15 protein-coding genes are annotated in these 21,545 nt (G+C 44.9%); 11 read left to right on the plus strand and 4 right to left on the minus strand.

The genetic code is table 11. From position 1 onward, the window contains the following. Positions 1-116 precede the first annotated feature (116 nt). The 7 genes from ACE3MQ_RS17635 to nagE all read left to right on the plus strand — a co-directional run bounded on the left by ACE3MQ_RS17635 (position 117) and on the right by nagE (position 10,251). Positions 117-3,344: a cellobiose phosphorylase gene (locus ACE3MQ_RS17635; protein ID WP_379394981.1), complete on the plus strand. Its 3,228-nt coding sequence runs from the start codon at positions 117-119 to the stop codon at positions 3,342-3,344. A 523-nt stretch (positions 3,345-3,867) separates the two neighbouring features. Next, a complete protein-coding gene (locus ACE3MQ_RS17640; protein ID WP_379394982.1) occupies positions 3,868-4,584 on the plus strand; it encodes a glycosyltransferase family 2 protein in 717 nt (238 codons plus the stop codon). A gap of 15 nt (positions 4,585-4,599) precedes the next feature. After that, positions 4,600-5,556 (plus strand): DUF1848 domain-containing protein, encoded by a 957-nt coding sequence (locus tag ACE3MQ_RS17645; RefSeq protein ID WP_379394983.1) that lies wholly within the window; start codon positions 4,600-4,602, stop codon positions 5,554-5,556. After that, positions 5,553-6,833, plus strand: a complete 1,281-nt coding sequence (locus tag ACE3MQ_RS17650) for an MFS transporter (RefSeq protein ID WP_379394985.1) — start codon at positions 5,553-5,555, stop codon at positions 6,831-6,833. Before ACE3MQ_RS17645 ends, ACE3MQ_RS17650 begins: the two co-directional genes overlap by 4 nt. Before the next feature lie 198 nt (positions 6,834-7,031). Further along, positions 7,032-7,922 carry a PRD domain-containing protein gene (locus ACE3MQ_RS17655; RefSeq protein WP_379394987.1) on the plus strand — a complete coding sequence of 297 codons (891 nt, stop codon included), beginning with the start codon at positions 7,032-7,034 and terminating at the stop codon, positions 7,920-7,922. Next, positions 7,923-8,420, plus strand: a complete 498-nt coding sequence (locus tag ACE3MQ_RS17660) for a PTS sugar transporter subunit IIA (protein WP_379394989.1) — start codon at positions 7,923-7,925, stop codon at positions 8,418-8,420. A 358-nt stretch (positions 8,421-8,778) separates the two neighbouring features. Continuing rightward, positions 8,779-10,251 carry an N-acetylglucosamine-specific PTS transporter subunit IIBC gene (nagE, locus tag ACE3MQ_RS17665; protein WP_379394991.1) on the plus strand — a complete coding sequence of 491 codons (1,473 nt, stop codon included), beginning with the start codon at positions 8,779-8,781 and terminating at the stop codon, positions 10,249-10,251. Positions 10,252-10,400: 149 nt separating this feature from the next. Here the strand turns inward: nagE and nagA are convergent, their stop codons facing one another. Beyond that, complete coding sequence (nagA, locus tag ACE3MQ_RS17670; protein WP_379394993.1) at positions 10,401-11,552, minus strand: N-acetylglucosamine-6-phosphate deacetylase; 1,152 nt, start codon at positions 11,550-11,552, stop codon at positions 10,401-10,403. Positions 11,553-11,837: 285 nt separating this feature from the next. On the opposite strand from nagA, the gene ACE3MQ_RS17675 reads away from it, so the two are divergent. Beyond that, on the plus strand, positions 11,838-12,494 hold the full coding sequence (locus tag ACE3MQ_RS17675; RefSeq protein ID WP_379394995.1) for a YitT family protein: 657 nt from the start codon (positions 11,838-11,840) through the stop codon (positions 12,492-12,494). Positions 12,495-12,601: 107 nt separating this feature from the next. Here ACE3MQ_RS17675 and ACE3MQ_RS17680 read toward each other — a convergent pair whose 3' ends face one another. Beyond that, a complete protein-coding gene (locus ACE3MQ_RS17680) occupies positions 12,602-13,300 on the minus strand; it encodes a 2-phosphosulfolactate phosphatase (RefSeq protein ID WP_379394997.1) in 699 nt (232 codons plus the stop codon). Positions 13,301-13,487: 187 nt separating this feature from the next. Here ACE3MQ_RS17680 and ACE3MQ_RS17685 point away from each other — a divergent pair, with 187 nt between their 5' ends. Then, positions 13,488-14,783: an MFS transporter gene (locus ACE3MQ_RS17685; protein WP_379394999.1), complete on the plus strand. Its 1,296-nt coding sequence runs from the start codon at positions 13,488-13,490 to the stop codon at positions 14,781-14,783. Between the two features lie 110 nt (positions 14,784-14,893). Then, positions 14,894-15,763 carry a phosphosulfolactate synthase gene (gene comA / locus ACE3MQ_RS17690; protein WP_379395001.1) on the plus strand — a complete coding sequence of 290 codons (870 nt, stop codon included), beginning with the start codon at positions 14,894-14,896 and terminating at the stop codon, positions 15,761-15,763. 116 nt (positions 15,764-15,879) lie between these two features. On the opposite strand, the gene ACE3MQ_RS17695 is transcribed toward comA, so the two are convergent. Continuing rightward, complete coding sequence (locus ACE3MQ_RS17695) at positions 15,880-16,479, minus strand: class I SAM-dependent methyltransferase (RefSeq protein ID WP_379395003.1); 600 nt, start codon at positions 16,477-16,479, stop codon at positions 15,880-15,882. A 104-nt stretch (positions 16,480-16,583) separates the two neighbouring features. Continuing rightward, positions 16,584-17,987, minus strand: coding sequence for a cardiolipin synthase (gene cls / locus ACE3MQ_RS17700; protein WP_379395005.1), 1,404 nt, complete (start codon positions 17,985-17,987; stop codon positions 16,584-16,586). Positions 17,988-18,130: 143 nt separating this feature from the next. Between cls and ACE3MQ_RS17705 the strand changes: the two genes are divergently transcribed. Then, positions 18,131-21,541 carry a BadF/BadG/BcrA/BcrD ATPase family protein gene (locus ACE3MQ_RS17705; protein WP_379395120.1) on the plus strand — a complete coding sequence of 1,137 codons (3,411 nt, stop codon included), beginning with the start codon at positions 18,131-18,133 and terminating at the stop codon, positions 21,539-21,541. Positions 21,542-21,545: the final 4 nt, after the last annotated feature.

Consider the following 21,545-nt stretch of genomic DNA (forward strand, 5'->3'; position numbering starts at 1 on the left):
CTTTATGGGCCGGCTTGTTTTTCGAAATAAATCGAAACCGGTTTCGATCCTTTAATGAGGGAAAATATCTTTTTAATCTGACGCATGAGCACAAAATTTTTATTGGAGGTAACAGCATGTCTAACTATTCATTTGATCGAAGCGCCTTCGTCATCAAGCAGTTTGATAAGGCAAAGCCCTTCTCAAGCTTCCTCCCCGGCTTGGCAGGTCTAAAGGGGATACCGATGTGGACATTCTACGTCAATCGCGGGCAAGCGGTTTGCAGCTTCGGTATTCGTGATAAGAACAGCCCGATAATGGAGTTCTCTCCAGCGAGCATCACTTACCAATCGGTGTCATCCAAGGGCTTCAGAACCTTTATTAAACGGGAAGGTACTCAGGGAATTTATGAGCCTTTCCAGAGCGCGGCTCCAGATGCTGCGGCGGAGCGGAAAATGGTGATCCTGCCGAATGAAATCGGGATCGAGGAAGTGAATAAGGAGCAGGGAGTTGCAGTAAGGGTTACTTATTTTCAAGTGCCGAATGATGATTATGCTGCTTTGGTGCGGAAAGTGGAGATAACGAATATTTCGGGGCACCCGATGAAGCTGGAGCTGCTGGATGGTCTGCCGGAAATTCTTCCTTACGGGGTGGAGAACGCAGGGTACAAGGAAGTAGGGAATCTGCTGCGGAGCTGGATGGAAGTGTACAATTTGGACAATAGCATTCCTTATTATCGTGTACGTTCTAGTACGAGCGACAGCGCCGAGGTCAGCGAGGTCCAGAGCGGACACTTCTATCTTTCCTTTGGTCAGGACGGCGGGATTGTGAAGCCGATTGTCGACTTCCAGGTCATATTTGGCGATAACACGTCCCTGGCCTATCCAGACCGCTTTGCGGAATATTCCCTGGCTGAGCTGATGGCAGAGCCGGAGTATTGCACGAACAAGGTGCCTTGCGGTTTTACGGGAATAACCGCGCAATTGGCGCCTGGTGAGACGACCACGCTGCATACGATTATCGGTCATATTGATAGTGTGGAGCGCTTGAATGGGAAAGCTCCTGCGATTGCTTCTCCGACCTATATTGCCGCCAAGCAGGAGGAAGCCGGCCGACTGACGGAACAGCTGACCGAGGATATCGCCACGCGGACGTCGGCACCTCTATTTGATGCCTACTGCCGCCAGAGCTATTTGGATAACTTCCTGCGGGGCGGCTATCCTTTTCTATTCGAGAACGGCCGGGATGGGTTTGTCATCCACTTGTATTCCCGCAAGCACGGCGACCTGGAGCGAGATTACAATTTTTTCTCGATTGAGCCGGAATATTATTCCCAGGGGAACGGGAACTTTCGGGATGCGAATCAGAATCGCCGAAATGACATCTATTTCAACCCGCGGGTCGGTACATTTAACATCGTTACTTTCTTCAGCCTGATTCAGGCTGATGGCTACAATCCGCTAGGCGTTGAAGGAACGAGCTTTACCGTACCGGAGAAGCAGGCGACAGAATTGCAAGAGTGGGTAGAGTCTTCGGTATCGAATCCGCAGCTTGTGGAGAAATTGCTAGGCCTTTGCCTTGGCAAGTATACGCCGGGTAAAGTCATTTCCTTACTTGCAGACAGGGACGCAGGCTTGAAACGAAGCGAGGAAGAGATCCTGACAGGCATCCTGTCCCTATCGGAACAAAATATCGAGGCTGCTTTCCGCGAAGGATACTGGTCGGATCACTGGACATACAATATGGATCTGGTCGATGGATATCTGGATATTTTCCCGGATCGCAAGGAGGAATTGCTGTTCGGGGAAGAGGTATATACGTTCTTCGACAGCCCGGCCCGGGTGCTTCCGCGAAGCGAGAAATACGTCATCAATGGAGATAAAGTACGTCAATACGGAGCGCTGGAGCATGATGAGGAGAAGATGCAGAAGCTCGGTCTGTCCCTTAACGATACCAATTGGCTGAAGACGAAGCATGGAGAGGGCGAGGTATTTCGGACAAATTTATTCGTTAAGCTGATTTCGTTGTCATTGAACAAATTCGCGACGCTTGATCCTTACGGCATGGGCGTGGAAATGGAAGGCGACAAGCCGGGCTGGAACGATGCGATGAACGGTCTGCCGGGATTGTTCGGCTCAGGGATGAGCGAGACGTTCGAGCTGAAGCGAATCGTAAACCTGGTGATTGAGGCGAGCGAGGCGTACGGCGATCAGAAGGTTGGGCTTCCTTGTGAAATGCACCGGCTGTTTGCACAGGTGAGCCAGCTATTGCAGCGTAATTTGGATGGCCAGCTTGAACAGTTCGAATATTGGGATCAAGTGGCCTCGGCTCGAGAGCAGTATCGGGATGAGATCCGTTTTGGGATTAGTGGTGAGCTGGAGCAGATATCTCTCGGTGAGCTTGGGCAATTATATAAGCAAATGCTGGGCAAGATCGATCAAGGCATCAAGCGCGCTATTCAATTGGGCGAGGGTCTGACGCCGACATATTTCGTCTTTGATGCAGTGGAATACGAGTCGGTTACGGATGCACAGGGCAAGCCTGTCATTAGCGGCTACGGTCTGCCGAAGGTTATTGTGAAGAAGTTTGAAGCGAAGCCTTTGCCGCATTTCCTCGAAGGGCCTACACGTTGGCTGAAGACGATAGATGATAAAGACCAAGCGAAGGAAGTCTACGAGCTGATCCGGCAAAGCGATCTTTACGACAAGCAAATCCAAATGTACAAAACCTCGGTGAGCCTGGATGGCGAATCCCAGGAGATCGGCCGGATTCGAGCGTTTACGCCGGGCTGGCTGGAGCGGGAATCCGTGTTCCTCCACATGAGCTATAAATATTTGCTGGCGCTGCTGAAGAGCGGGCTTTACGAGCAGTTTTTTGCGGAAATAAAGACGTCCTTGATTCCGTTCCTTGATCCTGAGGTATATGGTCGGAGCACGCTGGAGAATTCGTCATTTATCGCTACAAGTGTCAACCCGGATCCCCATGTGCACGGACGCGGCTTTGTAGCCCGACTGAGCGGATCGACCGCGGAGTTTATTAGTATGTGGATTAAAATGATGATGGGAAGCAAGACGTTTAGCGTTAAGGACGGCCAACTCCAGCTTGCCTTCGAGCCGACATTGCCAGGCTGGCTGTTCGATGAACAAGGGGAAGTTACCTTCCAGTTCCTGGGCAGCACGAAGGTGACCTATCATAATTCACGAAAGGCGGATACGTTCGGCCCGGATAAGGCCGTTGTTGAACGAATGCAGCTGGTGAAGAAGAACGGCAGGGCAGCCGACATCACAGGCAGTGTCATTGGCGGTGAACTGGCGCATGAAGTCCGAAATGGGAAAGTAGAAGCTATCCGGATTTATTTGAAATAAATCGTAATAATCGCTTCGGCGGCATGTCTTTGTAATCGTTAGACGTGTACTGGAATCTTGAGCGTTAGGAACGTTCAGTCCGGTCACGTCTTTCTCAATTTCCTCAATTTTTATTCTTCTGCTATTCACTATTAAGTTAAGCTTATATCAAGTTCGAACAAAATTTACAAATTAGTGAAAATGATCACTTGAATATTGTGTTTAGAAACAAATATGGTAATGTATGTATTATATTGAATAACTTTTGATTAACTTACTTCTCTTGCTATATAAGGGCTTTGTTGTATCCTCGGGTAGTGGTATCTATATTAATTTAAATACTAGACATATTGCAGTGCAGAATTATATTCACACATTACCCTGTTAATTCTTTACACTCGAATGAAAGCGCTTCCCTTTCCTGCTATACTTGGTATTTTTTTGACATTCACTTCTGAAAGCACCTCGTAGTTTCGGCATATTAGGTCATTTCTCCTTAGTTATACTTACCTCTAGTTCTTCTACTTTCTGTCGAATACATGTTTTGACGAAACAAAGATGGCACTTTAAGGATGGTTTACATCTCATTTCAATTTATGAAGGAATTAATTACTTTCAAAAAACGGTTGATGAATTGAAACCTAGAATTAAAGACCAATATTATTTTTTTGACGAGCGTTTTTTTGAATATGCTATATTGGAGTATTTTTACTTTTATCATATTAACACAGTAGTAATCGATAAGAGTGTTATTGATCAGGTAGGAGGATTTGATGAGGACTTGATGGCTTGCGAGGATACAGACTTCTTGCTAAGAGTTTTTATTGACTTTAAAGTTTGTTTTATTAGAGATTATCATTTTATTTATCATCATGGCGATGACAATATCTATGCCTTCTTAGACCGTAAAAATATTAATGTAGATATGTTGTCAACAGATAGAAGCACATTGGATAAGATGACAAAGATCGAGCTTTGTAAAATAAAGGTCAGAACACAAGGCAGAGATATGTTTAACAAATTTAGAAGGGATAATAATCATACAGAAGTGGTAAGTTTAATTAATGAGTCAATTGCTGACAAATTGTTCACCCTTGGATATTTAAACAGAAAGCTATATAAGCAAGATGCTTTGGGTTATTATTTACGATCCATAAAACTGGATTTTACGTGGCCTAAGTTTGTCTATTTAGGGAGAATCATATTTCCAGGCTTATTCAATAAAATTAAAGTTAAGGATCCAAACTTAAATTTATGGTAACAAGGAGTAGTCATAATGATCATAAGTGCCAGCAGAAGAACAGATATACCGGCTTTTTTCGGAGATTGGTTTATGAAGCGAATAGAGGAAGGATACTTTTATAGAGTCAATCCGTTTAACCCGAATCAAGTCAGCGGATTTAGCCTGAAGTCCGAGGATATTGATGCCATTGTCTTCTGGACTAAAAATCCACAGCCATTTATAAAACACTTAAAAACCCTAGATGAGAAGGGTTATCACTATTACTTTCAATTTACATTAAACGATTATCCCAAAGCTCTGGAGCCTTACGTTCCATCCATTGAGAAGAGGATTGACATATTTCAAACATTAAGTCGTCAGATTGGAGCGGACAAGCTGGTTTGGCGCTATGACCCCATTCTGATTAGTAATATTACGCCGATTTCCTATCATATAGATAAATTGAACAGTTTAGCCAGTCAGTTCAAAGGATATACGCATAAGTTAGTGATCAGCTTCATGGATTTTTACAATAAAACCGAGAAAAAAATAGAAAAGCTTGAAAAGGATCACCAGATTATTGTTTCAGATATTACATTACCTGAATATAAAGAAGAACTGGAACATTTCGCAAATGTAATAAGTGAAATAGGTGCAAAAAATCAGATTCGGGTTGAAACTTGTGCCGAAGCCTTAGATCTTGATCATTGTGGCATTTCACATGGGAGTTGTATAGATGCAAATCTCATTTCGCGGCTTTTTAATTTGAACATAAACTATCGTAAAGATAAAAATCAACGCGGTGCCTGTCTATGTACGGAATCAGTGGATATGGGGGTCTACAATACTTGTAAGTTTAACTGTGTATACTGTTATGCGGTTCAAAGTGAGAACGCGGTTAACAAGACGTTAAAGAAACATAATCCAGATAGCGCTTCGTTGATTCATACGTATGAAGAGCAGTTGGGTATTAGAAAAGAGATAAGTCCAAAAAAAGGGAGCTTTAAATGAAAAAGTCTTTTTATTATTTATGGGGGAGTCAAACGTTATCCAATATCGCGGATTTATTATATACGCTAGCATTAACTATGTTGATATTAAAGGAAAGCGGTTCAATCATTGTTACAACGCTTATCCCTTTCTTTGTAGTTATATCACGTTTGATTAGTGGCTTTTTTGCTCCACTTATGATTGTAAGATTCCGACTGCCCTCACTAATCTTGTTATCTCAAATGAGCCAGTTTTTAATATTTATCCTTCTGTATGCTTATGTAACTGCCTCGAAGGAAAATCTTAATATATTTATCATTCTTGCATTTGTATTCACTTTAGCTTTTCTTGATGGATGGACAATGCCTTCAAGAAATGCTTTGATACCGAGATTAGTTGATAATAATGCTTTATTGAAGGCAAATGGAATTATTTCTATTACCGACCAAGTCGTTCAATTTGGGGGGTGGGCATTAGGGGGAATCATGCTCATGATCATTGGCCCTCATTATATGCTCGCGATTATTTCCCTTTGTTATGGTATTACCGCCTTTATTACTTTATTCATTGACGACCCTACTGAGCCTCCGAGAAAACACTTATGGGATTTACGAAGTTATAGTAAAGAAAAAAGTGAGCTTACAGACTCTCATTGGAAAGAAATGAAGGAGGGCTGGGTCGCCTTATGGAAATCTGCGCGTCTTCGCTCACTCCTGTTTATGGATGCAACAGAACAATTCGGGGGGGCCGTATGGGCTGGCCCATTTATTTTAATGTTTGTGTTAGAAGTATTAAATAAGGATGAACAGTGGTGGGGATATATCAACGCAAGTTATTTCGCAGGTGCAGTAATCGGGGGATTAATATTAATTTCACTTGTTAAGCAGATTGAAAAGAAAATCGTACTATGTATGCTTGGTGGAACGCTAGGGTATGTCATTGTTACAGTATTGTATGCTGTAAATTCCAATGCATTTCTTACATTGTGTATTGTATTATTTACGGGCCCTCTGACAGAACTGGCAAATATATGCCGAAGGACAATTATGCAGAGGAGTGTTGATAATAGCATATTGCCTAAAGTTTTTAGTGCCCAATATGTTGTTCTTAGTTTAATTTATGGTTTATCTCTTTTGATGATGAGTGTATTAGCTGATTCATTCGGGATAGCGACTGTCTATATCATTGCTGCTGCAATTAGCGGTCTCGCTGTCATTGTAGGCTGGGTGAACCGAAAATCCTTTTCTCAGACAAATCAGTCAGAACAGAATGCTGCGTCGGTAAATAGAAGTGTGTAATAGTGTCCCCAAATGTTGACGCTTATCTTCAATTGCTTTATCATATGCTTTATAAACCACTTCGTGGTGGCGTGTTACCGTTTCGGGCATGAGCCAAGAGGAAGCCTTTGTTTTTCGGAGGTTTCTTCTTGGCTTTTTATTTTTTTGCTAACCCTTTTGCCAAAAACAGTTTAAGCTTATAAGAAGGGGGGGATGTAGATGAATGGGGCGGAGACGTTTAAAGTCATTCGGGTCATCGGCAACAATGTGGTTATGGTTCACGGCGGCGGGAAAAAAGAGCTTGAATATGTAATACTTGGCAAAGGAATCGGCTTTGGAACGAAAGTAGCCGGAATAATCACAGCGGATGATCCCCGCATCGAGAAGCTGTTCAAGCTCGAGGATCGGGAGCAGTGGAACGAGTACCGTCTGCTGGAGGACTTTGATCCAAAGGTACTGGAAATAACCGATGAAATTCTGAATAGTATCACTAAAGAATTTCCGGGAAAGCTGAATGATAAAGTATACCTTGCGCTTCCGAGTCACATCCAATTTACGATTTATCGGATTCGAAAAGGCATGGACATCATTAATCCGTTTCTTGAGGAGACGAAGATCAGCTTTCCCAAGGAATATGAAATTGCATTGAAGGCAGCGGACATGATTGGTCAGGCGTTTGATATCGAAGTGCCTGATGATGAAGTGGGTTTTCTGACTTATCACGTTTATTCTGCCGTCAGCCATGTCCCAATAGGGCAATTGGTTAAGGCATCCAATATGGTAGGCCGGCTTGTCGAAATCATAGAGCGGGAACGCGGCATTGCTTTTGAAAACGGTAGTATGGATCACGTCCGGCTTTTGATGCATCTGCGTTTCTCGGTAGACCGGATCTTGAATCAATCCGTGAATGTAGATAACCCGTTCGCGGAACAGATTAAAAGCCAGTTCATACGAGAGTATCAGCTTGCGGGCCGACTGGCCGAGGAAATGGAGCAGGATTTGGGCAAGCTTGTGCCGGAGGCAGAGGTTTGTTTTCTCGCCATGCATCTATACCGTTTATTTCGAGGACGGACACAAAACAAGCAGCAGCGAACCAAGGAGGAATCATAAATGTTTGAACGCTTTAAAAAGAAATCCAAGAAAGAGGTTGAGGTTCAATCTCCCTTAACCGGTAAAGCGGTACCACTATCCGAGGTGCCGGATGAGGCATTTGCCGGAGGATACATGGGCCGGGGAGTCGCTATTGAACCGTCCGAAGGGCGGCTGGTCGCTCCTTTTGACGGTACGGTTGCCCATGTCATCAATACCAAACATGCCGTTATGATGGAGGACAACGCAACTGGTCTTCAGTACCTGTTTCATATCGGCATCAATACCGTAGGTTTAAAAGGAAAAGGCTTCACGAGCCATGTGGAAGTAGGGGATTCGGTTAAAGCCGGCCAAACGCTTATTGAATTCGATATCGAGGCCATTAAGGCAGCCGGCTACCCTATCGTCACGCCGATTATCGTAACCAATGCCGATGAGCTGGCCTCGGAGGTTGAAGGACATACCGGAAATGTTACTGCAGGTAGGGATTTCGTCCTGAGTATCAGTCTTAAATCCTAGAAAGTTATTTTTTGTTATTGACAATACGGTAGGTCTGAATTAAGATAACAACAACAAATGAATACGTTTTAAGGCGTGTTACCATGAAATGTGGGCATGAGCCAGGAAGATGCATAACTATGTTGCTGTAGTTGTCGTTCTTCTTGGCTTTTTTTTATGGACATCCTCAAAGGCACCCCCAAAACCATGCGCCTTTAAAACGATGAATAAGAGAAACTCGTAAGGAGGAGGATCGAAGGGGCTTTTCGTTACTGGGGAGTAGGGTAGAAAGCCGATGTTTACTCGGTACATATTGTAAACGTTTTCAGAATAATGCTAGAGTAATGCTAATTTTATTGAAATCGAAAGGATGATGGATATGCTGGCGAAATTGCAAAGGCTGGGTAAGTCTCTCATGCTGCCGGTCGCTACATTGCCTGCGGCAGGTATCTTGCAAGGGCTTGGATTGATCGACTATCAAAAAGATATACCATTAGGAGCTCTCGGAGGTTTCCTGAATCAATTTGTCACTCCGTTTATGACCTCCGGTGCCCTTGCTATTCTAGACAATCTGCCTTTTATCTTTGCAATCGGCGTTGCGATCGGTTTCGCTGGAGACGCTGTTGCGGCTTTATCAGCATTTATCGGATATATGGTGCTTACGAAAGTACTTGCGCAAGTTCCGCTGCAAATGCCGTTTATACCGGATGATGTGAAGCTGAATATGGGTGTACTGGGTGGTTTCTTTGTCGGCCTATGGTCAGCTTTCCTGTATAACAGGTACCACAATATCAAGCTTCCGGATTGGCTCGGTTTCTTTGCGGGCAAACGATTCGTGCCGATTATTACCGCTGCCTCCACGATGGTGCTTGCGGTTCTGATCGGTATGGTGTGGAGCCCGGTTCAAGATGCGATTGCCGCATTTGGTAACTGGGTTGTAGGGCTCGGAGGCATCGGATCCTTCGTATTCGGGACAGCCAACCGCCTTTTGATTCCTCTAGGTCTGCATCATGTGTTGAATTCTATCGCTTGGTTCCAGATCGGTGATTTCACTAACGCATCTGGGGAAGTCGTTCACGGTGACCTGTGGCGCTTCTTTGCAGGGGATCCGACGGCTGGAATGTTCATGTCCGGATTCTTCCCGATCATGATGTTTGCGATGCCTGCGGCGGCCCTGGCCATTATTCACACCGCAAAGCCATCCCAGCGTAAATTCGTTGGTTCAATCTTTATGGGTTCAGCCCTGGCTTCGTTTTTGACGGGGATTACCGAACCGCTTGAGTTCGCATTCATGTTCGTTGCCCCGGTATTATATGTGGTTCATGCGATTTTGACGGGTCTTTCTGGGCTCATCATGTACTTGCTGGATGTGCATTTAGGCTTCGCGTTCTCTGCTGGCTTGATTGACTACCTGGTGAATATGAAGCTGTCCACGAACGCATGGCTGCTCATTCCGGTTGGCTTGGCCTTCGGCGTACTTTACTACCTCCTCTTCCGGATTCTAATCGTGAAGTTGAACCTGAAAACTCCGGGACGCGAGGATGATGGGGAGGATGAGCTTTCTGCAGGTACGGATACGGACGCTGGCGCAGGTGCAGGCTCGGCAGAAGTCTCCAAAGAATCAAAAGCTGCGAAAGTGCTTGCGAACATTGGCGGAGCTGAGAACATCGTAAGCATCGACGCTTGTATAACCCGCCTTCGCCTGATCGTGAAGGATGAAAAAGTAGTGAAGGACTCCGAACTGAAAAAGCTTGGCGCATCCGGCGTAATGCGTCTTGGTCAAGGAGCGGTTCAGGTCGTCTTTGGACCGCAGGCGGAATCCATTAAGGATGAGATTAAAAAGATGATATAAGAAAGCAAAAATCGGGGGGACTGACCCCATAGCGTGAGACAAATTAAAACACCTCCAAGAGAATGCAGCCATGTCGTAAGATATGGAGACAACCTTGGAGGTGTTTTTGCTTTGGGAACAAGAGTTAGCTCAGTTGTCGTCACCCGAATTCAAGTGAACAATTGATGACCACTTATCATGGTCCATATTACATTATATTCAGAATCGACCAATACTAAATCGGCATCTGCTCCAGGTAATATTCTACCTTTATTTTCAAGTCCTAAAATATTTGCCGGTGCCGTAGAGGCCATATAAACCGCATCTCGCAGCGGAATTCCGCAATCCACAGTATTTCGTAATGCTTCATTCATCGTAACTGTACTCGATGCCAGTGTTCCATTGGCCAGCCTTGCTATACCATCGGACACGGTCACCTGATGACCGCCAAATTCATATTCACCATCACCCATATACATGGCCTGCAGCGCATCGGTAATCAAAACAACACCTTCAGCGCCCTTAATACGGTGCATGAGGCGAATAACAGCCGGATGCAAGTGAACATGGTCGACGATGGCTTGAAGACTTACATGAGGTTCCTCAAAAGCAGCTACAATCAGTCCGGGATCTCGGTGATGAATGGGACGCATACCGTTAAAACAATGAGTAATATGGCTCGCCCCTTTGGAAAATGCATTCTTTGCCTCCTCATACGTAGCATCGGAATGGGCAATAGAAACAATGATGCCTTTCTCTTTAAGAAATTCCACCATTTCAATTCCGCCCGGCAACTCAGGTGCGATTGTAACCATTTTGATTAGCGAACCGGCTTCTTTGAGGATGATTTCCATTTCCTCCATATTCGGATGTCGCAAGAAATTCTCATTTTGCATACCTTTTCGTTTTACATTTAAATATGGCCCTTCTAGATGAATACCCTCTATTTTAGCTCCGGGCTCATTGCCCATTACTTGTTTTACATTATGGATCATTTGAAGCAAATCTTCCATTGAAGAGGTAACAGATGTAACGAGGAAGGACGTACAGCCCGTTTTTGCGCAAGTTTTAGAAACTTCGAGGATGCTCTCTTCAGTCCCGTCCATCATATCAAAGCCATTCGCGCCGTGAATATGCACATCGATCATTCCGGGTATTAATAGCTGCCCCTTGGCATCAATAATTTGATAATCATCAGGTATCTTCGGATAATCCTGAGCCTCAATTTTTTGAATCTGTCCATCTTCAATCCAAATAGTTGACGGCAGAGTTAATTCTTTTGGTGTGATGACCTTGGCATTAAGTATGACTTTTTTCACCATATCTTCCCCTTTGCGTCTTGAGTATAATACAGTCCTGTATCTCCCCTATTCCGGGAGGACAATGATGTCGCTGCCTTGATCTGCTGCCTCTTGAATCATCCGACATAGCTCTGCACCTCATACTGATTGTGTCACAATATATTATGAGAAATTTGCCTCCCCAAGTCAATTTTCATAGCAGTATCCTTTCTAATGATATCTTGGTCTCCCCTTTCAGTGACAAGCATACAATAAGAAAGCAGGACTGGCTTGTCACTCCAATCTATGAAGGATGATTGATTCCATATGAACTTGCCGTTCATACCCAACCGAAACAAGACACTCTTCTATCGCCGTGTAATAAAGAAATTTTTCCTGATCACTGCCGGCTCCGTCATGCAGGGATTCGCCATGGCTGTTTTTCTGTTTCCTCATGCCATTCCCTCCGGAGGAGGGGCAGGAATCGCTGTCCTTTTGAATCATGCGTTCGGTTTGCCGATGGGCTTCGGGTTATGGTTTGCTAATACTATTTTTCTTGTGTTCACGGTCAATTATCTGGGCAGGATCAGCGCGTTTGGAACCGTGTTTGTCATCACGGTAACTTCCGTATCCGTCAATTTTTTCGAGGTGTTCGTTGATCCTCCTTTTTCGAACGTATGGATCGATTTGTTGTTCGGTTCGGTCATTCTCGGAACCGCCGTCGCGATCCTGATCAAGCAGCGGGTATCCAACGGAGGAATCGGTTATGTAGCTTTGGCGATCTACAAATACAAAAGAATCAATCCTGGCACTTCGTTGTTCTGGATGAACGGATTTATATTTGCCCTCACTGCATATGTCATTGACTGGAAAATTATTATTCTTGCCGTTGTTTGCCAGTGGCTGTCTACCCGGATTATCAACTGGTTCCATCAGTTCCCTGGTTTGAAGTCGATCTTCTATCCTGCTTGGCGCAAAAAGTGAGTCCTGTATGTACAAACAGAAAGGCGGAACAATAAAAACCAGCCTTCATAGCGGCTGGTTTTTTTGGCAATGGGTGCATTGATAGCTTAAAGCTAATAAATATTTAATTACTGCACCTGTAGCTTCTCAATAAGCGGAAGTTCGTCCTTATAATTCACTTTCATAACAAATTCAGCGGACAGCTCTCGGGTGCAAAACGCAATGTCCTCCTGTAAAAAGTCCGGTTTCGCGGGATCGTAAAATTTCTTGGCTACTTCAGACTTTCGAATTCGCTCGATCGTTTCATCAGCCGATATACGGTTTGAATTCTGTAAGATCTCTGATATATATTGCGCGCATGCCAGGTCATCATCCCCGGATGGGTGTGAAGCAATTAAATGAATAGATATGGCGGTGTCTTCTTTCAATAATTTATTCCGTATAAACTCCGCTGTCGTTCTTGCATTTGTGAAACCCGTAACAAATATATGGTCTGCATTTAATGAGTTTAAGGTTGCTTTTACTCCGTTGGTTGTCTTCTGAATCAGGAATTTCCCCCGAAGATCTGCATTTTGCAAACGTACGGGCGAATTGTCCAGATCAAACCCGGCAATCGGAAGACCTCGGATCTCTCCCGCTAACATAAACTCCGGGAATTGCTTTTTTAAACGAAAAGCTTCATCCAAAGTTCCTGCCAGAATGATTCCCTGTACCCCCTTAATAAAAGCATAATGCGCTACAGTAAAAGCCCGGATGACATCAATGATGACATTAATTTTTGAAGCTCCGAGTGTATGGTTGTGCCCCTGTATAATCTTTATAGTCATTTAACATCCCTTTCAGCCAGCATAATGCGATGTTTTATAACAGTATATTGGCCTTATTGAAAGAGGTGCTTCTCCCCGGTACATTAGAAATTCTTAAGCACATCCGTTCCTAAGCTAATAAAAAGAATACTTATTTTGTATTTTGCAAATAATAACCGAACATTTCAAGTCAGGGGAGCTATCACAAATGGAAAAAACAAAATCGCGAAAGCTGAATATTAGCTTCCAGAGCGATATAGAACTGACGGAACCTCCGAAATCAAAGGGAACTTCGACAAAATCAGGTAACGGCTCAAAAGGGCGCATCTGGGAGTTTATTGCTCTTGCCACGATCCCTATCGTGCTTGTCTTCGGCAATTCCATGCTGGTACCGGTTCTCCCCGTAATGCAAAGAGAGCTCGGAATCAGTAAATTCCAAAGCAGTTTGATCATATCCATTTTTTCTTTGGCTGCAGGAATTTTCATTCCGGTTATCGGCTATCTGTCCGATCGTTTTGGCCGAAAGGTCATTATTGTGCCCGCCCTGATCATTTATGGGGGAGCCGGAATCTTGGCCGGGTTTGGCGCCATATGGGACTCCTATTCGGTTATTATTGCTGCCAGAGCGATTCAGGGTATTGCTGCGGCAGGAACGGCACCGATTGCCATGGCGCTCGTAGGCGATTTATACAATGGCGGGACAGAGAGCAAGGCGCTTGGCTTAATCGAGGCATCGAATGGGACGGGAAAAGTTCTTAGTCCGATCATCGGTTCCCTGCTTGTTTTGATTGTCTGGTATGCCTCATTTTTCGCCTTTCCCGTATTTTGTGCTTTGTCCCTGTTAGCAGTGATCTTTCTAATAAAAGAACCGAAACAGAACGAAAAGAACGAATTATCAAAATACATTAAAAAAATTGGACAAATATTCAAGGAAAAAGGGAAATGGCTCATCACTTCCTTTTTCGCAGGTTCATTAGGACTTTTCATATTATTTGGAGTGCTTTTTTATCTATCCAACATTCTTGAGGAGGAGCCTTACAATATCGATGGAGTCATGAAAGGTTTGGTACTGGCCATTCCCTTATTAGGTATGGTCATTACTTCATATACAACGGGAAGCCTGATTAAAAAAAATGGAAAATTAATGCGCTGGCTTATGAATATCGGGTTGATTGCCATGACGCTTTCTCTCGCTGCTACCTTGTTCTTTTTAAAAAATATATATGTATTTATCGGGCTGCTAACGATAAGCAGCGTTGGAACCGGCCTGCTTCTCCCCTGCTTAAATACGATGATCACCGGTGCGATTCAGAAAAGTGAACGGGGTATGATCACGTCCCTATATAACAGCTTGCGATTTTTAGGTGTGGCGGCGGGCCCCCCATTATTCGGCTGGATGATGGATCAGTCCGATAGCCTGGTTTTTATAACGGTTTCCATACTGTCCCTTGGAACACTTTGTTTTGTATTTTTTTTAATCAAGCCTCCTCCTCAAATTGACTGAATAGCTTCTATAAATTTCAAAGCTATGGGCACATGACATGAAAACTCAGCATATGATGCCTATGTCATTGGAATGAAGCGACAAGTCAAAAAGAATTGAGGAGAATCCAGATGAAAAGTTCCTTACATGAAATTTGGCCAACAGAATTATGTGACCCGTGCGGATTTCGCAAACCCTCTGTGCTTGATAGCACGCGCGAAACACGCAATGTTACTAGTCGAGGGCATACGATGGTCATCGATAGGGGTCTTGGCAGAAACTCATTTATGGATCTGATGGAAACAGGTTCAAACTATATCGATTGTGTAAAATTTGGGTTTGGAACAGCCCCGCTCTATAATACTGAACTGCTGCTCTATAAGATCAACTTGGCCAAACTGCATGGGGTCACGGTTATGCCGGGCGGCACGTTATTAGAGACGGCTGTACAGCAAGACGTAGTTTCGGAATTTTTCAACACCATATGCAATCTCGGTTTTAATGGTGTTGAAGTATCTGATGGTACGATTGAACTCTCCCGCGATCAACGTACGGAATTGATCGGGGAAGGGAAGAAGCATGGCCTGAGGGTCTTTACGGAATACGGAAAAAAATTATCGGGGTCGCTTATAGATGCAGCTGTGCTGGCCGATACGCTTGAGGCTGATCTGAAGGCAGGGGCAGAGCTATTAACGATTGAGGCTCGTGAAACAGGCATGGGGGTCGGCGTCTTCGATGAACATGGCGAATGCCGGTTGAATCTACTGGACGATGTTCTGAAGTTTGTAACGGATACGGATAAATTAATATGGGAAGCGCCTTTAAAGAGTCAGCAGGTGCTGTTTCTGAACAAATTTGGCCCTAACGCCAATTTGGGCAATATTTTGCCAGGCGATATTTTTTCTCTTGAAACGCTGCGGCGAGGACTCCGTCAGGATACTTTTACCTTTGGGGTAAGAACGAAAAAAGAAAAGGAAAAGGAATATTTTTATGTGATTTGACCCTGGATATCCATTGTACAAAACCAGCGCGTACCGAGATTCAACCGGTACGCGCTATTCTTTAAATGCCTGCTAATTTGAATTCTTTCGTATATTGTTGAAATGTTTGGCCATAGTTATAACTCGGCGGAAAAAAAGATTTCATTGTACAGAAAGCATTTAGTGAACTTTTTCAATACTTGACACTTAAAGCGCCCAGCCTGAAATAAGTTCATGTAATCATCTTCGCTTCGTATATAATCACCGTCATCGTACCACTGCATAAATCGATTGTTAAAAATAGCCTTGTTACACAAATAAGGCTCCATGACAATGACTTGTCCTCCGGGTTTCAATATCCTTTCAAATTCCACAAGATAAGATGTGATCTGATCATCATGCAAATGATGAAGAACGGCGACAACAAAAATATAGTCAATCGATTGATCTTGAATCGGGATTTGTGTTCTGTCAAATTGCATAAAACTATGGTCTGGGTAAAGCCGCTTGGCTAAATTAACTCTCTGAATATCCGGCTCAAGACCAAGGTATAGTTCGGGCTGACAAACACAACAATTTGCGCCAGTGCCGGATCCAAAATCGAGAACACTTTTATCGTTCAATTGAAAGTAACTGTTGATGTGATCGTGAATATATTTTTTTGTGAACCATCGCGGACGGATAAACCAATGATACAATCGCGGAGAAAGAGGCATAAGGTCAGTGAACACCGCCATTTCTAATAAGTTTTGAAGTTAATATGACTCCCTCTTCTCGCTATTATTCATAGAAAAAAATCATACCCGTTTTTTGAATTTATCGCGGGGAAAGTAAATGAGGCTTAAAACAACGGAGACAGGAGTCGGGCGAAGACTTCTTTCATTTTTTGAATCCTGGGCCGCTCCATGAATTCGGACAACATGACCTCTTGGCTTACGCTAAGATCCTTATAAAAATCTTGAACCAGACGCTTTACAACCTCTTCATCAAAAAAGACCGCATTGATCTCAAATTGGTAGTAAAAGCTTCGCATATCCATATTAGCGCTGCCAGAACAAGCCAAGCCATCAGATATGAGCACTTTGGCATGGAGAAATCCTCTTTTATAGTAAAAAAAACGGACTCCCGCTTGCAGCAATTCCTGAACATAGGACAAAGACGCATTGTAAACAAGATTTTTATCGGGCAGGCCGGGGATGATGATACGTACATCGACCCCGCACTTGACTGCGGTTTTTATCGCAAACAGAACTCTGGGATCGGGAATGAAATAAGGCGTCTCGATATAAACCCGTTTTTTCGCTGAAAGGATCAAGGAGACCACAAGCTCCAGCATGGTCTCATCCGGATCAATTTTGACGATTTGAACGAATTCCTTTCCCTGTATGTCCTGAAAGGGGTAGTAGACTGGATCAGTTAATAATTGTTTTTTAACCATATACCAATCGGTCAGAAAAGCAAACTGGATCCATAGTACCGAATCGCCCTTTATGCGAAAATGAGTATCCCGCCAATAACCGAACTTTGAACTTTTCCCCACATATTCATCTCCAATATTCAGGCCGCCGAAAAAACCAACTTTGCCATCTACAACGACAATTTTGCGGTGATTTCGATAATTGATCCTCTTGTCGAGAAACGTTGTTTGTGGAGGGAAAAAGCATCCGGTCTCCACACCAGCATATTGTAGACGGTTTAAAAAAGCCTTGCCCAATCGGCGACTGCCGATCCCGTCGTATAACAGGCGGACTTGAATTCCTTCCAGCGCTTTTTGAATCAATAATCGCTCAAACCGGGTGCCGAGCTCATCGTCACGGATGATGTAAAACTCAATGTGGATATGATGCTTTGCCGCAGCAATGGACTTTAGCATCGCTTCAAACGCCTGTCCTCCATCTGCATAAACCGTTGTTTCATTGTAAGCAGTGAGGGGGGCGGAGGGAATGTTCTGGAGCAAGGCATTTTCTTGCCGAAGGATCTTCTCAAACCTATTTCTCGGTATATGCCGGTCCATTCGATCCAAGAGATTTGCCTTGAACGCTTCCCAATAGCTGTTTTCTTTTCTCCGGTGAAGGTGACAAGAATATGTTTTCGCTACAAAGCTATAGATCAGGAAACCAACCAGCGGCAGTATGAACATAATGACTAACCAAGTGACCGCTTTGTCCGGGCGGCGATATTCAACGATGATAACGATGATGATTTGAAGGATAAATAATAAGAGAGCCATAATGATCCAAAGCAAGATTTAATTCTCCCCTTTAATGAGTTCTGTCCCTGATTTACATGCTGTTTGTATAAGATACCTAATTTATACATAAATTATTTGGGATTGTTTTAGGAAAAAGAGATCAAGTGGAGGGAAGTGTGAAAACGTTGGATAGTTTAATGATCGGTATTGACGTTGGCTCGACGACCGTTAAAGCAACCGTTGTCGATTCGACATCGCATGAAATATTGTGGTCGGATTATCAACGCCACCATACGAAACAAGCGGAAAAGGTTTTGGAACTTCTGGTTGCGATCGGCAACGAATTTCCGGATATCGAGCAGGAAAATATTCGTGTGTTTATAACAGGATCCGGCAGCGGACCGATTGCCGAACATATCGGAGCGAAGTTTGTTCAGGAAGTAAATGCGGTTACAATGGCCGTCGAACAGCTTCATCCGGATGTGGGCAGTGTCATTGAACTTGGGGGGCAGGACGCTAAAATCATCATATTTAAAGTGAACGAGGAAACCGGGAATAAACAAGCGATGACATCCATGAACGATAAGTGTGCATCCGGAACCGGCGCTACCATTGACAAATGTATGATTAAAGTAGGACTGCTAATGGAAGAGGTGGGCAAGCTGCACTTCGACGATTCGAAATTGCATCATGTGGCGGCCAAATGTGGCGTTTTTGCCGAAACGGATATCGTCAATTTGGTGAAAAGCGGTATCCCCTCCGCTGAAATCATGTGTTCTTTGGCGGATGCGATCGTGATGCAGAATCTTTCCGTGCTGACCCGCGGAAATACGCTGCGGCACCGTGTTTTGCTTCTCGGTGGCCCCAATACATACTTGCCGTTCTTGCAGGAGTGCTGGCGAATGCGCATTCCGCAAACCTGGCAGGAACGAGGATATGATTATCCTAAAGATATTCCGCTCGACGAATTGATTTTCGTTCCGGAAAATTCTCAATACTACGCTGCCTATGGGGCAGTTATGTATGGCTTGCATGAACCGGCCGATGTAGGCGTTTATACAGGATTGGAAGGATTGAAGCAATTTATTGCACACGGCCGAAAAGCGAAGCTGGGTGAAAAAGCGGGCCCGCCGCTGGCCATCGGCGAAACGGAGCTGGAACAATTCCGCAGAACGTATACCATTCCGCATTTTACGCCGGCAACCTTTGAGCCCGGGCAGAAGGTGAGGGCGGTGATTGGCCTGGACGGCGGATCAACCTCGTCCAAAGCCGTTCTCGTCGATGAAGACGGGGAGATATTGCTTAAGGAATATCAGCTATCCAAGGGTAATCCGCTCGAAGATACGAAAGAAATGTTGAAGCGAATTCGCGACAAGGTGAAGGAACAAGGAGCCGAACTGGAGATTATCGGCTTCGGTGCCACCGGGTATGCGGCTGATGTGCTAGAGAAAACGTTAAAGGCCGACGTCAACATCGTCGAGACGGTCGCGCATATGATGAGTGCCGTTAATCAATTCGGAGATATCGACGTCATCTGTGATATCGGTGGACAGGATATTAAAGTACTGTTTTTGAAAAATGGGGATATCCGCAACTTCAGGCTATCCAATCAATGCTCCGCCGGAAACGGAATGCTGCTTCAGGCGATGGCCGATCAATTCGGCATTCCAGTTCAGGAGTATGCAGATACGGCGTTTGCAGCAGACCTTTCCCCAAAATTCTCATACGGCTGTGCCGTATTTCTTGATGCAGATCGGGTTAATTTTCAAAAGGAAGGGTATTCCAAGGAGGAATTGCTGGCCGGCTTAGCTCTCGTCTTGCCCAAGAATGTATGGCAATATGTCGTACAGATTCCTCGGATGGCGGAGCTTGGCCGCAAATTCGTCCTGCAGGGGGGAACACAATATAATTTGGCTGCTGTAAAGGCTCAGGTCGATTATATTAAACAACGGGTTCCTGATGCGGAAGTATATGTTCATCCTCACCCCGGAGAAGCGGGAGCGATCGGGGCGGCAACGGAAACGCTGCGTGTAGTGAAACGGCGCGGATATTCGACGTTTCTGGGCTTAGAGACGGCGATTCATCTAAGCTATGTGTCGCGCAATGACGAATCTACCCGCTGCAATTTCTGCCCCAACCATTGCAGCCGGACCTTTATCGATTCCACAACCCCCGACGGACAAACGGCCCGTTACATCTCCGGCTTCAGCTGCGAGAAGGGAACGGTTGAAGATCAGGCAGCTGTCGTAAAATTGACCAAGGAGCGGCTCGAATTAAAGAAACATTATCCAAATCTGGTGGAATATGAAGCGCAACGTATGTTCCAGCATTTTTACGATCCGGAGCCGCTGCCCGAATTCGGCGCGGAGGTAACGGACGTTCGGCTGCAGCGAAGCTGGTTTGGAATGCGTAAAACGTCATACAAACGGGGATTCGAACGTTCCTCCGTCGAAGCCGCGGAGCGGCGCAGTCGCATTCGCATCGGAATTCCGAAGGTACTGAACATTTGGTCGACGGCGCCTTTTTGGCGGACATATCTCGAGACGCTTGGCATCGGCATGAAGAACATCGTGTTCAGCGACAACACAAGCGAGGAAATGTGGCAGGAAGGCGGCAAATACGGATCGATCGATCCTTGCTATCCTTCAAAAGTCGCTCAGGCGCATATTCACAATTTATTGTTCAAGCATCATGAGAAAAAGCCGCTTGACTATATATTCTTTCCGTGCATTACCCATATACCGACCCATCTCCATAACGTAATGGATTCGGCCAGCTGTCCCATTGTAGCCGGCGCGCCTAATGTGATCAAGGCAGCGTTTACGAAGGAAGTCAACTTTTTCGAGACCAAAGGAGTTGTCTATCTCGACCCGGCCGTAACGTTCACGGAACCGAATTTGCTCAAGAAACAGTTGTTTGAGGCGTTCGGGGAACGTCTTGCGATCACGGAGGATGAGAGCGATTTTGCCGCCGAGCAAGGCTGGAGGGCGATGGAGCTGTTCGATAGCGAAATGCAGGAGAGGGGACGCCTCATTCTGGAGCAGTTGGAAGCGGACAACCGACTCGCCATTCTGCTGATCGGCCGTCCCTACCACTCCGATCCTGGCCTGAATCACGGGGTATTGGAGGAGTTTCAAGTATTGGGTTATCCCATTTTGTCGATGCGCTCGATCCCCAAAGACGAAGCATGGCTTCGAAGGTTTTTCCAGAGCGACCTGCAAAGCGGGCGGGTGGAATATGCGCTTGAAGTGACCGACGTTTGGCCTGAAAACTTCAGCTCCAACAGCGTACAAAAGGTGTGGGCAGCCAAATTCGCCGCGCGTCATCCTCATATCGCCGTGCTGGATCTGTCGAGCTTTAAGTGCGGGCATGACGCTCCTACCTACGGGATGATCGACTCGATCATCTCCACTGCGGGAACTCCGTATTCGGCATTGCATGATATCGATGCGAACAAGCCTGGCGGTTCGATTAAAATTCGGGTAAAGACGTATGCTCACAGTCTAAGCCTGCATGAAGAACGCTTACAGGATTTGGCCGCGAAAAAAGCGGAATTACAGCATCTTCTGGAGGAAAAACGTTCTGAACTTTTGAAAAAAACCATTTAAAAAA

The organism is Paenibacillus lentus (genome assembly GCF_042714055.1).
GTDB classification, from domain to species: domain Bacteria; phylum Bacillota; class Bacilli; order Paenibacillales; family Paenibacillaceae; genus Fontibacillus; species Fontibacillus lentus_A.

Coding starts and splice junctions, on each gene's coding strand:
- ACE3MQ_RS17635 (WP_379394981.1), top strand. CDS start 117: ATGTCTAACTATTCATTTGATCGAAGCGCCTTCGTCATCAAGCAGTTT.
- ACE3MQ_RS17645 (WP_379394983.1), top strand. CDS start 4,600: ATGATCATAAGTGCCAGCAGAAGAACAGATATACCGGCTTTTTTCGGA.
- ACE3MQ_RS17650 (WP_379394985.1), top strand. CDS start 5,553: ATGAAAAAGTCTTTTTATTATTTATGGGGGAGTCAAACGTTATCCAAT.
- ACE3MQ_RS17655 (WP_379394987.1), top strand. CDS start 7,032: ATGAATGGGGCGGAGACGTTTAAAGTCATTCGGGTCATCGGCAACAAT.
- ACE3MQ_RS17660 (WP_379394989.1), top strand. CDS start 7,923: ATGTTTGAACGCTTTAAAAAGAAATCCAAGAAAGAGGTTGAGGTTCAA.
- nagE (WP_379394991.1), top strand. CDS start 8,779: ATGCTGGCGAAATTGCAAAGGCTGGGTAAGTCTCTCATGCTGCCGGTC.
- nagA (WP_379394993.1), bottom strand. CDS start 11,552: ATGGTGAAAAAAGTCATACTTAATGCCAAGGTCATCACACCAAAAGAA.
- ACE3MQ_RS17675 (WP_379394995.1), top strand. CDS start 11,838: ATGAACTTGCCGTTCATACCCAACCGAAACAAGACACTCTTCTATCGC.
- ACE3MQ_RS17680 (WP_379394997.1), bottom strand. CDS start 13,300: ATGACTATAAAGATTATACAGGGGCACAACCATACACTCGGAGCTTCA.
- ACE3MQ_RS17685 (WP_379394999.1), top strand. CDS start 13,488: ATGGAAAAAACAAAATCGCGAAAGCTGAATATTAGCTTCCAGAGCGAT.
- comA (WP_379395001.1), top strand. CDS start 14,894: ATGAAAAGTTCCTTACATGAAATTTGGCCAACAGAATTATGTGACCCG.
- ACE3MQ_RS17695 (WP_379395003.1), bottom strand. CDS start 16,479: ATGGCGGTGTTCACTGACCTTATGCCTCTTTCTCCGCGATTGTATCAT.
- ACE3MQ_RS17705 (WP_379395120.1), top strand. CDS start 18,131: ATGATCGGTATTGACGTTGGCTCGACGACCGTTAAAGCAACCGTTGTC.